This is a genomic window from Tatumella morbirosei, assembly GCF_000757425.2.
In the GTDB taxonomy this organism is placed as follows: Bacteria; Pseudomonadota; Gammaproteobacteria; order Enterobacterales; family Enterobacteriaceae; genus Tatumella; species Tatumella morbirosei.
In genome coordinates, this window is the sequence record NZ_JPKR02000002.1 from 135,969 (window position 1) to 153,147 (window position 17,179).

Annotated in this window: 12 protein-coding genes; 7 read left to right on the plus strand and 5 right to left on the minus strand. The window is 48.7% G+C overall.

Translation table 11 applies throughout. The features are described 5' to 3' along the window. The first annotated feature begins 152 nt into the window (after positions 1-152). From ldtD to HA49_RS01715, 3 genes are all read left to right on the plus strand, one after another. Positions 153-1,997, plus strand: a complete 1,845-nt coding sequence (gene ldtD, locus HA49_RS01705) for a L,D-transpeptidase (protein ID WP_046791633.1) — start codon at positions 153-155, stop codon at positions 1,995-1,997. Positions 1,998-2,170: 173 nt separating this feature from the next. Next, complete coding sequence (gene mepK / locus HA49_RS01710) at positions 2,171-2,722, plus strand: peptidoglycan L,D-endopeptidase MepK (RefSeq protein WP_038019849.1); 552 nt, start codon at positions 2,171-2,173, stop codon at positions 2,720-2,722. Positions 2,723-2,758: 36 nt separating this feature from the next. Continuing rightward, a complete protein-coding gene (locus HA49_RS01715) occupies positions 2,759-3,388 on the plus strand; it encodes an MBL fold metallo-hydrolase (protein ID WP_038020375.1) in 630 nt (209 codons plus the stop codon). Positions 3,389-3,442: 54 nt separating this feature from the next. Here the strand turns inward: HA49_RS01715 and HA49_RS01720 are convergent, their stop codons facing one another. The 4 genes from HA49_RS01720 to pncB form a co-directional block, all read right to left on the minus strand. After that, positions 3,443-4,633 carry an amino acid aminotransferase gene (locus HA49_RS01720; RefSeq protein ID WP_038019852.1) on the minus strand — a complete coding sequence of 397 codons (1,191 nt, stop codon included), beginning with the start codon at positions 4,631-4,633 and terminating at the stop codon, positions 3,443-3,445. Positions 4,634-4,879: 246 nt separating this feature from the next. Further along, a complete protein-coding gene (ompF, locus tag HA49_RS01725) occupies positions 4,880-5,968 on the minus strand; it encodes a porin OmpF (protein WP_038019854.1) in 1,089 nt (362 codons plus the stop codon). Positions 5,969-6,265: 297 nt separating this feature from the next. Then, positions 6,266-7,666 (minus strand): asparagine--tRNA ligase, encoded by a 1,401-nt coding sequence (gene asnS, locus HA49_RS01730; protein ID WP_038019856.1) that lies wholly within the window; start codon positions 7,664-7,666, stop codon positions 6,266-6,268. A gap of 148 nt (positions 7,667-7,814) precedes the next feature. Next, entirely contained in the window at positions 7,815-9,020 is a 1,206-nt protein-coding gene (pncB, locus tag HA49_RS01735) for a nicotinate phosphoribosyltransferase (RefSeq protein WP_038020378.1), read from the minus strand. Positions 9,021-9,283: 263 nt separating this feature from the next. Between pncB and pepN the strand changes: the two genes are divergently transcribed. The 3 genes from pepN (at position 9,284) to HA49_RS01750 (ending at position 13,838) form a co-directional block, all read left to right on the plus strand. Beyond that, positions 9,284-11,899, plus strand: a complete 2,616-nt coding sequence (gene pepN / locus HA49_RS01740) for an aminopeptidase N (protein ID WP_038019858.1) — start codon at positions 9,284-9,286, stop codon at positions 11,897-11,899. Positions 11,900-12,112: 213 nt separating this feature from the next. After that, positions 12,113-13,123, plus strand: coding sequence for a quinone-dependent dihydroorotate dehydrogenase (gene pyrD, locus HA49_RS01745; RefSeq protein ID WP_038019860.1), 1,011 nt, complete (start codon positions 12,113-12,115; stop codon positions 13,121-13,123). A 172-nt stretch (positions 13,124-13,295) separates the two neighbouring features. Further along, complete coding sequence (locus HA49_RS01750) at positions 13,296-13,838, plus strand: cell division protein ZapC (RefSeq protein WP_038019863.1); 543 nt, start codon at positions 13,296-13,298, stop codon at positions 13,836-13,838. Positions 13,839-13,840: 2 nt separating this feature from the next. Here HA49_RS01750 and HA49_RS01755 read toward each other — a convergent pair whose 3' ends face one another. After that, complete coding sequence (locus HA49_RS01755) at positions 13,841-14,953, minus strand: YcbX family protein (RefSeq protein WP_038019866.1); 1,113 nt, start codon at positions 14,951-14,953, stop codon at positions 13,841-13,843. Positions 14,954-15,060: 107 nt separating this feature from the next. On the opposite strand from HA49_RS01755, the gene rlmKL reads away from it, so the two are divergent. Continuing rightward, the gene (rlmKL, locus tag HA49_RS01760; RefSeq protein WP_038019869.1) at positions 15,061-17,175 is read left to right on the plus strand and encodes a bifunctional 23S rRNA (guanine(2069)-N(7))-methyltransferase RlmK/23S rRNA (guanine(2445)-N(2))-methyltransferase RlmL; all 2,115 of its coding nucleotides are present in this window, start codon (positions 15,061-15,063) and stop codon (positions 17,173-17,175) included. Positions 17,176-17,179 lie beyond the last annotated feature (4 nt).

Sequence of the window (17,179 nt, forward strand, 5' to 3'; positions counted from 1 at the left end):
TTTCACAGTTAAGTGAATCCGGAAATTAATTAACATAAACGGCATTTGTTTTTCAGCAGATGCCGTTTTATTGTTTAAACTTAATGTGATAGTGCGAAAATACTAAGACTGGACTACTGTTGTTGCTTACGGTGAGACATAAGGGGTCAGGGATGTTGAAAAATGGTCATAAATTCAGACCGATAGTATTACTCTGCGGGCTGTCATTAACATTGATGCCAGGTGCTTCGCTTTGGGCAGCTGAGGGGATGACCGGGACTGAAACTCATCATCAGCCAGCAAATCTTCACACGTCGGCAGAAAGCTTTAGTGCGATCACCGGTTCTCTGCCTGGTGGGATTCATCCTTACTACTTATCTCAACTGGCAGCGCTGTATCATGCACGGCATCTGCAGCCAATGTGGCAGGATCAGCAGGCCGTTGAAAGATTCCAGCAGCAGTTGGCGGAAGTTGCACTTTCTGGTGTACAACCGCAGTTCGGGCAATGGATCAGCTGGCTTTCCCGCAGTGATATTACCGGGATGCAAAGAGACCTGATTTTATCTGATGCAATGCTCGGTTATTTGCAGTTCGTTGCCGAAGCCCCGATAAAAGGGGAAAGCTGGTTGTATGGCAATACGCCTTATGCGCTGGCAATGCCGCCATCAGGGCAGATATCGTTATGGCAGAGTGCAGTGAACAGCCACCGTGATGCGGCGTTTGTGAACGGATTAGCTCCACAACACCCACAATATCTGCCAATGCAGGATGCATTAAAAAAATTACTGGCTGATCACGAGGTTTGGCCTCATATGAATGGTCGTGGATCGGTCAGGCCCGGCGACAGTAGCCCGGAAATCCCGGTCCTGCGCGATATCCTGATCCGTAGTGGTATGCTGAGTGAAAACGCTATACCCTCCGGGAGTACACCTGCGCCCGCCACTCATCCGGTGGTTATCTCACCTGCCTCCGCCAGTACTTCATCTTTACAATCTGCCCCGGCAGTTCAGCAGAGCAGTTTAGTCACCGACAGCACCAGTGGGACTGCGCCTCTGGCAGATCAGGGAACCGTACCTGTAACACCGTCTGCTACACCGGTTGATCCACAAACGGTCTACAGTCCGGAACTGGTTGATGCCGTCAAACGGTTTCAGCAGTGGCAAGGGCTGGCACCGGATGGTGTCATCGGACCACGTACCCGTGAATGGTTAAATGTGACACCGCGCATGCGTGCCGGATTACTGGCCCTGAATATGCAGCGCCTGCGTCTGTTACCTGACGATATGCACAATGGCATTATGGTCAATATCCCCAACTTCTCTATGAGTTTCTATGAGGACGGGAAAACTATTCTACGTTCCCGGGTGATTGTCGGGCGTCCTGACAGGAAGACTCCTCTGATGCGTAGTGCACTGAATAATGTGGTGCTCAATCCGCCATGGAATGTGCCCACCAGTCTGGTGAGGGAAGATATTGTCCCTAAAGCAAAAAGTGATCCTTCTTATCTGGAAAAGCATGGCTTCACACTGTTTTCCGGCTGGAGTGCAGATTCTGTTGTGGTCAATCCGGAAACGATTAACTGGACAATGGTGAACCCGGCCACTTTCCCGTATCGTATCCGCCAGTCCCCGGGGCCACAAAATGCGTTAGGACGGTATAAATTCAATATGCCAAGCTCCGATGCTATCTATCTGCATGACACCCCAAATCACATGTTATTCCAACGGGATATTCGGGCCTTGAGTTCCGGCTGTGTCAGAATTAACAAGGCTTCGGAACTGGCGGGGCTGCTACTGCAAAATGTCGGCTGGGATGGCAGTCGGATTTCCGGGGCCCTGCAGCAGGGTGATACCCGTTTTGTGTCTATCCGCCACCGGATACCGGTGAATCTCTACTATCTCACCGCCTGGGTTGCTGATGATGGTAAACCTCAGTTCCGGACCGATATTTATAACTATGATAACCTGGCACGTAACGGGCAGAGCAGTGTCGGTAATGCCGGTAAATTTATTCTCTGAAACCTGAGCTGAAACAGCTTCCCCCATACTAAATTGTGATGATGGTGGCTGTTTCAGTTTTTTATTTCAGGGATTACGCATTTATTGCCTGTGAGTGGCTTGACGCATACGAGCCATCTGGTTATGGTTCGTTTGTCTGTTTTTTGTTCCATTGCCTCAGGTTATAGCTTTTCATGGATAAATTTGATTCCCAGCGCCGCAAACTGCTGCTGTTAGGTGGAGCCTCCGCCGGACTGGTCCTGTTACCGGGACTGGCAGAAGCTTCCGTATCCTCTTCACGTCCGCGCATTCTGACTCTCAATAACCTTAATACGGGAGAGTCACTGAAAACGGAATTTTTCAACGGAACCAGTTACAATAAGAGTGAACTGGTCCGTCTTAACCATTTCTTCCGTGATTATCGCGCGAATCAGGTCCGCTCCATCGATCCGCGGTTATTTGATCAGCTCTACCGTCTGCAGGTCATGCTGGGCACCCGAAAACCCGTACAGCTTATATCGGGTTATCGGTCACCGGCGACGAATAACCGGTTACGCGCGCATAGCAGTGGTGTTGCTAAACACAGCTATCACACACTGGGCCAGGCAATGGATTTCCATATTGAAGGTGTCCAACTGTCGAACATCCGGGCTGCAGCCCTGAAAATGCGTGCCGGCGGGGTGGGTTATTACCCTAAAAGTGATTTTGTGCATATTGATACCGGACCGGTACGCCACTGGTCATAATATTATGTTTTATTTGAGGTTTATTCTTTGAGTCAATTGCACTATCAGCTTGTTACCGTGACTGCATTTTCCCAGAATTGTTCGGTTATCTGGTGTGATGAAACGGGAAAGTCTGCAGTGGTGGACCCCGGAGGGAACGCGGAGGTTATTGTTCAGGCGCTGACGACTTTACAGCAAAAGCCTGAAAAAATTCTTCTTACCCACGGGCATCTTGATCATGTCGGTGCTGCAGCTGAGCTGGCCGGTTATTATCAGATTCCGGTGATTGGGCCACATATTCGCGATAAGTTTTTGCTGGATTCATTACCGGCACAAAGCCAGATGTTCGGTTTCCCCTACTGTGAACCTTTAGTACCCGATCAGTGGCTGACACCCGGAGAAACGGTTGCCGTGGGTAACCATACATTGGAAGTTTTCCATTGTCCGGGACATACCCCGGGGCATATTGTGTTTTTTGACCGTCAGGCCAGGCTACTGATTTCCGGAGATGTTCTCTTCAGAGGAGGGGTCGGGCGTTCAGATTTCCCACAGGGAGATCATCAGCAACTGATGGAGTCGATTGTCACAACGCTGCTACCTTTAGGGGATGATGTCACTTTCATTCCCGGTCACGGGCCGCTTTCTACCCTCGGAAGGGAGCGTAATTCGAATCCTTTTCTCACCTGAGTCGTGCAAAAAAAAGCCATCCCGGAGGATGGCTTTTTTAATCGTGCAGAAAAATCACAGTACTGCAATAATCGACTCGCACAGCGTTGACATATTATCCGGGGTCATTCCGGCAATGTTGATTCGGCCTGAATCCACAGCATAAATGCCAAATTCACTCCGCAGGCGGTGTACCTGAGCAGTTGTCAGCCCGCTATAAGAAAACATTCCGTTCTGCTTATTGATAAAGGTGAAATCCTGTTTTGCCCCTTTGTCGGTCAGCGTATTCACAAACAACTGACGCATTCTCTGAATCCTCTGACGCATATCTGATAACTCCTGTTCCCAGACAGAGCGCAAATTATCATCACTAAGAATGGTCGCCACAATGGCCGCACCGTGTGATGGTGGATTAGAGTAATTTGCGCGGATCGCGAATTTAATCTGGCTGAAAGCAGCGTTCGCCGCAGTATCATTTTCTGCAATCAGTGTGACAGCACCAACACGTTCATTGTACAGACCGAAGTTTTTGGAATAAGAACTACAGATCAGCATCTCTTTATGTTTTTCTGCAAACAGACGCAGACCCGCGGCATCTTCGTCAAGCCCGTTACCAAATCCCTGATAGGCGAAATCGAACAGAGGTAACCATCCACGCGACAGAGAAAGTTCAGCCAGTTGTTGCCACTGCTCTGGTGTCGGGTCGATTCCGGTCGGGTTATGGCAGCAGCCGTGGAACAGAACGACATCACCAGCAGCTACCTGCTGTAAGGACTGCAACATGGCCGGAAAGTCCAGCTGATGATTTTCAGCATCGTAGTACCGGTAGGTACAGACTTCCAGACCACTGGCAGTGAAAATACTTTTATGGTTAGGCCAGCTTGGATCACTGACCCATACTCGTTTTACAGCGGTCTGCTGCACCAGAAAGTCGGCAGCTACTCTTAACGCGCCGGTACCACCGGGGGTCTGAGCTGTACGTACTCTTCCGGAGGCGAGCAGCGGATTTTCTTTACCTAACAATAATTCCTGTGTGACGCGGGCGAAAACCGGATAACCATCAATACTCAGATAATTTTTGGTGGTTTCGGTTTCAAGCAAATATTGTTCAGCTTTTTTCACACTGGTCAGTACTGCGGTTTTTGCTGTTTCATCTTTATAAACGCCAATGCCGAGATTAATTTTATTCGGACGGTCATCGGCACGAAACAGATCAGCCAGGCCTAAAATAGGATCAGCAGGTGCAGCAGAAATTAATTCAAACATGAGTGAGACCCGATAATGAGTAGAGAAACGGTTAGCAATAGTTCAAGGGTATCCTGAGCTCAGCCAATTGCCAACAGCTGCAGGACAATTTTATCTGCCGGGGATCATTATTTTTGCAAATAGTGTTGGGGTTTACACTGAATGCAGAAATGTCCTGCTCTGTGTACAAATATCAGTGTAGCGGTCAGTTACAGGCAAAAAAAAGGGGCCGTAAACGGCCCCGCAGATAATTTCCGAAACGGAAACTTAGAACTGGTAAACCAGGCCTACAGCAACAGTATCGTCGCTGGCAATACCCAGTTTGTTGTCTTTATCCAGTTGGTTGATTTTGTAATCAACATAGGTAGACATGTTTTTGTTGAAGTAGTAGGTGGCTGCAACGTCAACATATTTAACGATATCTACGTCACCCACTCCGTTTTCAACATTTTTAGCTTTAGTCTGTACGTAGCCCAGGGATGGACGCAGACCGAAGTCGAACTGGTACTGTGCTACCAGCTCGATGTCCTGAGTTTTGTTAGCAAAACCAGTAACATCGCCACCGTTGTAGGTACCTGAGATTGGGGATGCGTTCTGGCCTTCAGCATAGGTTGCTGCCAGGTAAACATTGTTCGCATCATATTTCAGGCCGGCAGCCCAAACCTGTGCACGGTCACCTTTACCATAGGTCGCTGCTTTTTGTTTTGAGGTACGGTCCTGAGAAGCAAATGAACCGGTCACACCCACACCGATTGGTGAGGTATAGCTGGTAGAAATACCGTAGCCATCGCCGTTAGATTTCTGGAAGTTAGACTCATCACGGTCATTTTTGCCCTGGTACTGAACGGCGAAGTTCCATCCATCAACCAGACCAAAGAAGTTGGTGTTACGGTAGGTTGCCACACCGGTAGTACGACCAGTCATGGTATCGGATACCGCATAGTCATCACCAAATTCTGGGATCATATCGGTCCAGCCCAGAACGTCATAGGTGATACCGTAGTTACGACCGTAGTCGATTGAACCGTACTGACCAGCTTTCAGACCCGCGAAGCCCAGACGGGTTTTGTTACCGTCTTGTGCGTCAGAACCTTCGGTATTGTTCGCCTGAACGTTATATTCCCATTGGCCGTAACCGGTCAGCCAGTCGTTAATCTGGGTTTCACCTTTGAAACCAAAACGGATGTAAGACTGGTCGCCATCGCTGTCGCTATCTTTTGAGAAATAGTGCAGGCCGTCGACTTTACCGTACAGATCCAGCTTGTTACCGTCTTTATTATAGATTTCTGCAGCATTTGCTGCGCCAGCGACGAGTAACGCCGGGATCACGACTGCCAGGATGTTGCGCTTCATCATTTATTACCCTCATTGGAGTTTATTGTAGACTACTGCCACTACCGTCAATAATTCTTTACGAGAACCGATTGCGAAGTTTCGTGTCTTTCTGTGTCAAAGGCATCTTTCCATTCATACGATGCCATTTCTAGCCCGAATATGCTACAAAAGTAGTATTACAGTTTCATTGTGCAAAAATGTATTACCAGATGTAAATACTACGGAACTTTGTGAGATGAATCAATATTTCAGAAAACAAAAAAGCCGGACGATGCCGGCTTAATTATCTATATGAATTTGTTATGCTTTAATTTCGAATTAGAAATTAGCATTCCTTGGGGTGCGTGGGAATGGGATAACGTCTCTTACATTCTGTACGCCAGTGACATAGGCGATTAAACGTTCGAAACCCAGTCCAAAACCGGAGTGAGGTACTGTGCCGTAACGACGCAGGTCGCGGTACCACCAGTAATCTTCTTTATTCAGACCCATATCCGCCAGACGCGCATCAAACACATCCAGGCGTTCTTCACGCTGTGAACCACCGATGATCTCACCAATACCGGGTGCCAGTACGTCCATGGCGGCCACGGTTTTGCCGTCATCATTAAGGCGCATATAGAAGGCTTTAATATCTTTTGGATAATTTTTCACCACCACCGGAGCCTTGAAATGTTTTTCCGCCAGGAAACGTTCATGTTCAGAGGAGAGATCAATACCCCAGGAGACCGGGTTTTCGAAGGTGTGGCCGCTGTTTAACAGGATTTCAATCGCATCGGTGTAATCGACCTGGGCAAAATCGGCATCAATAAAGGTCTCCAGACGAGTGATGGCTTCCTTATCTACGCGCTCAGCGAAGAACGCCATATCATCAGGACGTTCCGCCAACACAGCTTTAAATGCATACTTCAGCATAGCTTCTGCCAACGCTGCGGCATCGTTCAGATCAGCAAAAGCGATTTCCGGCTCAATCATCCAGAACTCCGCCAGATGGCGACTGGTGTTTGAGTTTTCCGCACGGAAAGTCGGTCCAAATGTGTAAATTTTAGACAGGGCACTGGCATAAGTTTCGCCATTCAACTGCCCGGAAACGGTCAGGAATGACTCCTGACCAAAGAAATCCTCACTGAAATCAACCTTTCCTTGTTCGGTACGTGGCAGATTTTCCATATCAAGCGTCGATACGCGGAATAACTCGCCGGCACCTTCTGTATCAGAGGCAGTAATTAACGGGGTAGATACCCAAAAATAACCATTTTCATGAAAGAAACGGTGAATCGCCTGAGCAAGAGTATGACGAACACGGGCAACCGCACCAATCAGGTTAGTTCTCGGACGCAGGTGAGCCACTTCACGCAGATATTCGATGCTGTGACGTTTGGCCGCCATTGGATAGCTGTCAGGATCTTCCACCCAGCCAGTGACTTCTACTTTAGTCGCGGCAATCTCATAGGCCTGGCCCTGGCCTGGCGATTCGACCACTTTACCGGTGACAATGACGGAGCAGCCGGTGGTCAGGTGTAATACTTCATCCTGATAATTATTAAGAGAATTATTCACAACTGCCTGAACAGGATTAAAGCAGGAACCGTCATAAATGGCGATAAAAGAAAGACCGGCTTTGGAATCTCTACGGGTACGGACCCAGCCGCGTACTGTGACTTCACTGTCAACAGCAACCCGGCCTTGCAGTACGTCCACTACAGGCACTACGCTCATAATTATCTCTCTATTCAATAATGTTTATAAATGCCCCATCAGGGGATGGCAGATATGTTACTTGCGAGTTTTCAGGAAACAAGAAAAATTACGCGAAGCGGAGTGATTTAGTGATACAGGCGGAGAGAACAGGGTCTCTCCGCAGATTTTAGCTGGCGCGTTTGACCGGCGGCAGGTCAAACGCTTTTTGCAGGGCGCGGACGAATGACTGGTCGTGGCAGATCATTTTACCGGGACTGTCGGATAATTTAGCCACCGGTTTGCCATTACAACTGACCAGCTTTATCACAATATTCAGGGGCTGTACTCCGGGAATGTCACAGGTCAGACGGGTGCCGACACCGAAGATCACATTGATCCGGCTGTCAAAATGACGATACAGCTCCAGAGCTTTACTCAATGTCAGGTTATCGGAAAACACCAGTGTTTTAGTCTGAGGATCAATTCCTAGCTGACGATAGTGGGAGATGACTTTCTCACCCCATTCGCGAGGTTCACCTGAATCGTGCCTCAGTCCCTGATAACGGCTGGCAAAGCTAAAGTCGAAATCGCGAAGGAAAACATCGGTGCTGATGCAATCAGTCAGTGCAATGCCCAGCTTATCATTATATTCATCCAGCCAAACCTGTAAGGCGGCCCGTTGACTGTTTGCCAGGTCCGGGCTGATTTGCTGATGGGCCTGGAACCACTCATGAGCCTGGGTTCCGACCGGAGTGATGTTCAGCCGTCTTGCCAGATCATAATTACTGGTGCCGGTTAGCCAACTGACATCCTGTTTCAGCGTTTCAACAATGGCCTGCTGAACCTGACGTGAATAGCGGCGGCGGGTACCAAAATCCATTAACCGGAACCGGCTGAGGTCCAGGTCAGCAGAGGACTGTCTAAAGTCTGACAGTTTGGTTTGCAGGTAATCAATCGCCTGGGTCACACCGACTTCAGGAGTACGATCCCGGTGCACCAGTTCACTGATCATTGCCAGCAACGGGACTTCCCACAGAATAACCTCTACCCACAGGCCACTAATGGTAATAACCAGTTTGCCTCGTTGATCACTCACCGTCACCTGTTGCGGATTAAAACGGAAGGTCTTCAGCCACTGCAGGTAATCAGTGCTAAAGAAAGGAAGACGGCTAAGATAATCATATTCTTCACTGGTGAGTGCCAGAGACTGCATTAACTGAATCTGCTGGCGAATCTCATCAGCATACCGGCCAGGCAGGTCCTCTCCGCGACAGCGAAATTCCGCAGTCACTGAGACATCACGATAGCGGTGATAGACCGCCTGCTGCATATGGAGCTTATAAGCGTCGGTATCCAGCAATGAAGACAGTATCGGGGAAGCAAGTTGTTTCATGTCGCGTATCTGCATCCTATTCCGCGGCGCCGGGCCTGGTCAGGTAAAAGTTAAGAATATTAAACAACAGTTGCAGTATAACCTGATCTTATGAAAAGTGAATCGAATCACAACACACTTTATGCTTTCGGGTCGAGGTTAAATCGTGCTTGATGTTAAAAAGATGTAGATAATTAGTCCGCTTATGCTTTCCGTCTGGAAACATAACCCGAGGAGGCTTAAACTCAGTCACTGAAACTATTTTCTAAGGCTGAGAAGGAATTATGACAGATCAACCGCAAATTAAGTATCGTCACGATTATCGGGCTCCGGACTTCACTATCACTGATATTGACCTGAGTTTTGATCTTGATGAGCAACAAACCAAAGTGACCGCTGTGAGCCAGGTCAGGCGTCTGAACGAACAGGCAACAGCACTGGTTTTGCAGGGTGAATCGTTAACGTTACATTCCATCACCATCGACGGAGTCAGCACGGAAGATTACACCATTGATGGCAGTCTGCTGACCATTCGCAATGTCCCGGAGCAGTTCAGCCTGCAGATTGTGAATACTATTCATCCGGATAAGAATACGGCGCTTGAAGGGCTATATAAATCCGGTGATGCACTCTGTACCCAGTGTGAAGCCGAAGGGTTCCATCATATTACCTGGTACCTGGACCGCCCGGATGTGCTGGCCCGCTTTACAACGACTATCAGCGCGGATAAGAAAAAATATCCTTATTTACTGTCTAACGGTAACCGTCTGGATTCCGGTGAGGGGGAGAATGGTCGGCACTGGGTCAAATGGCAGGACCCTTTCCCGAAACCTTGCTATCTGTTTGCGCTGGTTGCCGGTGAATTTGATGTGTTGCGTGACAGTTTTACTACCCGGTCTGGCCGTGATGTTGCGCTGGAAATTTTTGTCGATAAAGGCAACCTGGACCGCGCCGACTGGGCTATGACCTCTCTGAAACAGAGTATGAAGTGGGACGAGGAGCGCTTTGGTCTGGAATACGATCTCGATATCTTTATGATCGTGGCGGTCGATTTCTTTAATATGGGAGCGATGGAAAACAAAGGACTGAATGTCTTTAATTCCAAATATGTACTTGCTAAAGCCGAAACTGCGACCGATAAAGATTATCTGGGTATTGAGGCAGTCATTGGTCATGAATATTTCCATAACTGGACCGGTAACCGTGTGACCTGCCGTGACTGGTTTCAGCTCAGTCTGAAAGAGGGGCTGACTGTCTTCCGCGATCAGGAGTTTAGTTCCGATTTAGGATCACGTCCGGTAAATCGTATCGATAATGTCCGCGTCATGCGTGGTGCGCAGTTCGCGGAAGATGCCAGTCCGATGGCGCATCCTATCCGTCCGGATCAGGTCATGGAGATGAACAACTTCTATACACTGACCGTGTATGAGAAAGGTTCAGAAGTGATTCGTATGATGCATACTTTGCTGGGTGAACAGAAATTCCAGCAAGGGATGAAACTCTATTTCCAGCGTCATGACGGCAGTGCTGCGACCTGTGATGATTTTGTCCAGGCCATGGAAGATGCCTCAGGCGTAGATTTGACCCAGTTCCGTCGCTGGTACAGCCAGTCCGGGACTCCAGTGTTGACGGTACAGGATGAGTATGACCCGCATACCGAAACCTATAAATTGCATGTAAAACAGCACACCCCGCCGACAGCCGATCAAAAGGAAAAACTGCCGCTGCATATCCCGCTGGATATTGAACTCTATGACGGTGAAGGCGGGGTTATTCCATTACAGTACCAGGGACAACCGGTAAATCCGGTGTTGAATGTTACGCAAAATGAACAGACTTTTGTGTTTGATCATGTGTACTTCCAGCCGGTGCCTTCGCTGTTACGTGAGTTTTCTGCGCCTGTGAAACTCGATTATCAGTGGAGTGATGCACAGCTGACCTTCCTGATGCGTCATGCCCGTAACGATTTTTCACGCTGGGATGCTGCGCAGAGCCTGCTGGCCACCTATGTGAAACTGAATGTACTGCGTTTCTCACAGAAACAACCATTATCTCTGCCACAACATGTGGCAGAAGCGTTCCGTGCGGTGTTGCAGGATAAAGGCCGTGATCCGGCGTTGACTGCATTGATTCTGACCTTACCTTCTGAAAATGAAATGGCAGAGTGGTTTGAGGTGATTGATCCTCAGGCGATCGCTGCGGTCAGAACCGCAATTATCCGGACACTGGCGAATGCGCTACATACTGAGTTACTCGAAACTTATCAGCAGAACCAGACGGGAGATTACCGGGTAGAACATCAGGATATTGGCAAACGCGCATTAAAGAACATTTGCCTGAGTTATCTGGTGTTTGGTGAGCAGGCCGCTGCAGATGCACTGGTTCGTCAGCAGTATCAGCAGGCAAACAATATGACTGATGCCCTGGCAGCCTTAAGCGCTGCAGTTTCTGCGCAACTGCCATGTGTCGATGAACTTTTACAGCACTGGGACGATCGCTGGTACCAGGATGGTCTGGTGATGGATAAATGGTTTATTTTGCAGGCGACCAGCCCGGCAGATGATGTACTGGCAAGGGTTGAGCAACTGCTTGGACACCGTTCGTTTACGATGAGCAATCCTAACCGCGTACGTTCACTGGTGGGTGCCTTTGCCTCGGCGAACCCGTCAGCATTCCATGCGTTGGATGGCAGCGGTTATCGGTTCCTGACGCGTATGCTGACCGATCTCAACAAGCGCAATCCTCAGATTGCTGCGCGGATGATTGAACCGCTTATCCGTCTCAAACGTTACGATGGTAAACGCCAGCAACTGATGCGTGAAGCGTTAGAAGAGCTGAAATCACTGGAAGATTTGTCCGGCGATTTATATGAGAAGATCACTAAAGCCCTGACCGCCTGATTTAAGCAAAATCACAGTATCTCAGATAAACCACCGGCGAATGCCGGTGGTTTTTTTATGGAGGTAGCCATAAGGTTTGTTGATGTCCCTCAGTGTTGTGCAGCTGTGTAAGGGTTAAATTTACTTTTGCCCGAAAGCTCTTTACCATTCCGGCGCAGAATTCAGAATCGGCCAGAGGCCGCCAACCGCGACCAGTGTTCCCAGGGAGAGTGCATGTTATATCCAATCATCCGTCCTGCATTATTTAAACTTGATCCTGAACGGGCTCATGAACTGTCGATCAAACAATTAAAATTACTACGGGGAACCCCGTTTGAGCGGCTGATTCATCAGCGGCTTCCTTCACGGCCGGTAACCTGTATGGGGTTACAGTTTGATAATCTGCTGGGGCTGGCTGCAGGATTAGATAAAAATGCAGAATGCATTGATGCCTTCGGAGCAATGGGGTTCGGTTTTGTTGAAGTGGGTACCGTGACACCACGTGCTCAGGCAGGAAATGATAAACCCCGTTTATTCCGTCTGGTGGAAGCGGAAGGGATCATCAACCGGATGGGCTTTAATAATTATGGAGTTGACCACCTGGTTGAGAACGTCAAAAAATCGAATTATCGCGGCATTATCGGTATCAATATTGGAAAAAATAAAGATACGCCGGTTGAGCAGGGCAAGGATGATTATCTGATTTGTATGGAAAAGACTTATGCTCATGCAGGTTATATTACGGTCAATATATCCTCACCGAATACTCCCGGCCTACGCAGTTTACAATACGGTGAAGCGTTAGATGATTTACTATCAGCAATAAAAAATAAACAACAGGAATTACAAAAACGTCATCTGAAATATGTCCCGGTAGCAGTAAAGATCGCGCCGGATCTTTCTGAAGAAGAATTGATCCAGGTGGCAGACAGTCTCGTGCGGCATAATATAGATGGTGTTATTGCCACAAATACCACACTGGATCGATCGCTGGTGGAAGGTTTGCCACATGCAGCAGAAGCTGGTGGTTTGAGCGGGCGTCCGGTTCAGTTACGAAGTACTGAAATTATCCGCCGTCTGAACACTGAACTTAATGGGAGGTTGCCGATTATAGGTGTCGGCGGTATTGATTCGTTAATTTCAGCTAAGGAAAAATTAGTGGCGGGTGCAACACTGATCCAAATATATTCTGGCTTTGTTTATAAAGGCCCGTCCCTTATCCGGGATATTGTGACACATATTTAATCAGAAAAAGTGTAATATTTAGCCAGAGGGGTTTATTTATTCCTCTGGCTCGTTTATATTTTATCCGCATGAGGGCAATTTCGGGTTTACTCCGGCTATTTATGATTTAGCCCAGGTAGTGATTTATATTTCAGGGAACGGTAAATGACCGTATTAAGAGAGGCGGCTATATATGACATTAAAGCCTGATGATCGCTGGCAATGGTATTACGATGATACCCAGGATCGTATGATGCTCGATCTAACCGAAGGATTGCATTTTCGATCCCGGTTCCCGAAAAAAATGCTTACCCCGGAGGCTTTTGAATCTCAGAGTTTCTGTGTTGATGATGCCGCGAGCTTTTTTAATTTCGATGAGAAGTGCCGTGATGTTGATTTTAATCATCAGCAACGAGCCGAGTTGGTATTAAATGCGTTGGTTGCCAGCCGTTTTCTGAAACCTTTAATGCCTAAAAGCTGGCACTTTGTGGCCTGCCATTCAGGATGGCAACCTGAAGCCGGACAACTGGCAGAAACTACGCTGTCCGATACCTGTCAACCGGTACGTCTGTTGGTGGTTGAGAGTGGCAGTAGTGCAGCGCTGTGCGTGGTCGCTCAGACTTCCCTGGAGTTGTCCGGAAAAAAACTCTTGTTGGGAGAGGCAATCAAAATCATGAATGATCGCCTGCGTCCTCATGAACCTGCCACAGCGATTCGTTTCGAACAGGCAGGTTAATTTTAAACAGGTTGCAGCACCAGATCGCTGTGTGGAATGCAGCTGCAGCTTAAAATGATATCACCATTAATTGCTGAAGAATTCAGTGCTGTCACCTCTCCACTGACTAATTTCATCCGACAACAGCCACAGGCCCCAGCCCGGCAGGAATAGGGGATCCTGAATCCTGCCCCTTCTAACTGCTCCAGTAAAATCTGCTGAGTATTACCGGTAAATTTCTCTCCCTGCCAGCTGATATCTGCCTGTCTGGCGGGTGTTTTCACCGGGGAGATAGCGGTTTGGCGATCACTGGTGGTATACGGGCGGCCCGGTTTGGTACTGAGTACCTTAACTTCATCACCGCAACGAATCACACCACTGTTACGGGCGACCAGATTCAGCCCGAAGTCTATATCACCACTGTCATCAGCAGCCAGCCGAAAGGTTTTCAAGGTCGTCATGGGTTCCCCTGCCGGATGCTTTTTACCTCGCCCGGTGCTGACGGTTGTAAGAATACAACGACTGCAGGGTTTTGCGACATCAAAGGTGATATCACCCACCCGTATCACAGACCACTGATCTTCCTGCCAGGCAGCAGAGCCACTCACCACCAGATTTGGGCGAAACTGTTCAATACGAATGCCTGCCGGGCAGCGATTTTGTAAATCATAAAATGATGATTCACTCACCAGCAAAAAAGGATAACCATCGGCAAAACCTACCGGAATCTCCGGAAACTTTTTAACTCTGCGGTTAGGGTGGTCACCGGTCCAGCGTAACTGGACCGGATGTGGAAAATACTGACTCAGCCACTGATTGATATTATCCGGCGCTATCCTTGCGGCAAAGTGAGTTCCCCAAACCTCGGTACTGGCTTCATTTTCACTAAAATCTTCAAACCGGACCAGTAACTGACTACCGTCAGAGGCCTGAATAAATAGTCCCTCGGGGACCACCAGTGGCGAAAAAAGGACCATTTCAGGATACTGGCGCGCGGTGATAAACGTCCCCTCAGTGGTCGTCAGCATAAACGTCCGGTCCCAGGATAAACCCTGTGGTTGCACCAGTGACTGAGATACCGACGTTCCGCGCATTGATTTTACCGGGTGAATAAACAGACGTGACAAAGTGATCATCGGGGCTCCGTTCCGGGCTACGTATTAATAAAGACGCTAACTTTATGACATAGCGCTGTGATTCGCTATAATGCGCAACAATTTTCCATTAAGTAGACTTAAAAAATATGAATTCTCTGTTTGCCAGTACAGGCCGTGGGCTGGAAGAACTTTTAAAATCTGAGCTGGAAGCGTTGGGTGCTCAGAATATACAGCTGGTGCCGGGCGGTGTTCATTATCAGGGCGACGACAAAATGTTGTATCAGAGCCTGATGTGGAGCCGGCTTGCGTCACGTGTCCTGCTGCCTTTAGGAGAATTCGGCCTGTGGAGTGATCTTGACCTGTATGTTGGTGCTCAGTCTGTTCCCTGGACAGACCTGTTCGACAGCCACCACAGTTTTGCGGTGCATTTCAGTGGCACCAATGACATTATCCGTAACAGCCAGTTTGGCGCGATGCGGGTGAAGGACGCTATTGTGGACAGTTTTACCCGTAAAAATCTGTCCCGTCCTGACGTGGATCGTGAAGCCCCGGATATCCGGATTATTGCATGGCTTAACAAGGATAAGGTCAGCCTTTCACTTGATTTGAGTGGCGATGCTCTGCATCAGCGTAATTACCGCCAACAGACAGGTCAGGCGCCACTAAAAGAGAATCTGGCGGCGGCGATTGTCATGCGATCCGGCTGGCGCGCAGGAACCCCCATGATCGATCCTATGTGTGGTTCAGGCACTCTGCTTATTGAGGCGGCGATGATCGCTGCTGATCGTGCTCCCGGACTTGGCCGTAAGCATTGGGGATTCACTGCGTGGAAAGGCCACAATGATGCGGTCTGGCAGGAAGTTACCCGCGAGGCAAATCGCCGCGCCAGCCTGGCCATGCAAGGTAAAAAAGTTCGGTTCTACGGATATGATAATGATCCTCAGGTGATTCAGCGGGCACAAGCTAACGCCCGTAAAGCCGGCATGGCGGCGTTTATCAGCTTTAAAGCCCAGGATGTTCTGCAACTGAAAAATCCACTGCTGGCAGAAGAGACCGGAACCCTACTCAGCAACCCGCCTTACGGGGAGCGTTTGGAAAGTGAACCAGCGTTGATTGCCTTACACAGCCAGTTTGGGCGAATTGTAAAACGTGAGTTTGCCGGCTGGAAACTGTCCCTGTTTAGTGGTTCTCCGGAGTTGCTAAGCTGTCTGCAACTGCGTGCGGAAAGGCAGTTTAAAGCGAAAAATGGACCGCTTGACTGCGTACAGAAAAATTACCAGTTGATGGCAGATTCTGCAGATTCGACGCGGGATATCGCCGAAGATTATGCTAACCGGCTGCGTAAGAATATTAAGAAACTGGATAAATGGGCGAAGCAGGAAGGGACTAACTGCTACCGGATTTATGATGCTGACTTACCGGAATACAATATTGCGGTGGATCGTTATGCTGACTGGGTAGTGATACAGGAATATGCGCCGCCGAAAACAGTGGATGCCCAAAAAGCCCGGCAGCGTCTGTTCGATGTGATCAGTGCAACCCTGACGGTGCTGGATATGCCTGCAAATCGTCTGGTTCTGAAAACGCGTGAGCGACAAAAAGGCAAAAACCAGTACCAGAAACTGGGAGAGAAAGGGGAGTTCTTCCCGGTTGAAGAGTACAATGCCCGTTTACTGGTGAATCTGACGGATTATCTGGATACCGGTCTGTTTATTGACCACCGTATCGCACGCAAAATGTTGGGTGCAATGAGTCAGGGAAAAGATTTTCTCAACTTGTTTTCTTACACCGGAAGCGCCAGCGTACATGCAGGTCTGGGTGGCGCCCGTTCAACCACCACGGTGGATATGTCGCGCACTTACCTTGAGTGGGCCGAGCGTAATCTACAACTGAATGGTCTCTCTGGCAGGGCGCACCGGTTAATTCAGGCTGACTGTCTGAGCTGGTTGCAGGAGGCGCGAGAGTCCTTTGATCTGATATTCATCGATCCACCGACCTTCTCAAACTCCAAACGTATGGAAGACAGTTTTGATGTACAACGGGATCACCTTGATCTGCTGAGCCACCTGAAACGACTGTTGCGTAAAGGTGGCACGATTATGTTCTCGAATAATAAACGCGGATTCAAAATGGATCTCGACGGGCTGGCGGCGCTGGGACTGCAGGCTCAGGAAATTACGCAAAAGACCCTTTCTCAGGATTTTGCCAGAAACAAACATATCCATAATTGCTGGCTAATCACTGCCACGGGTAAGGAATAATTTT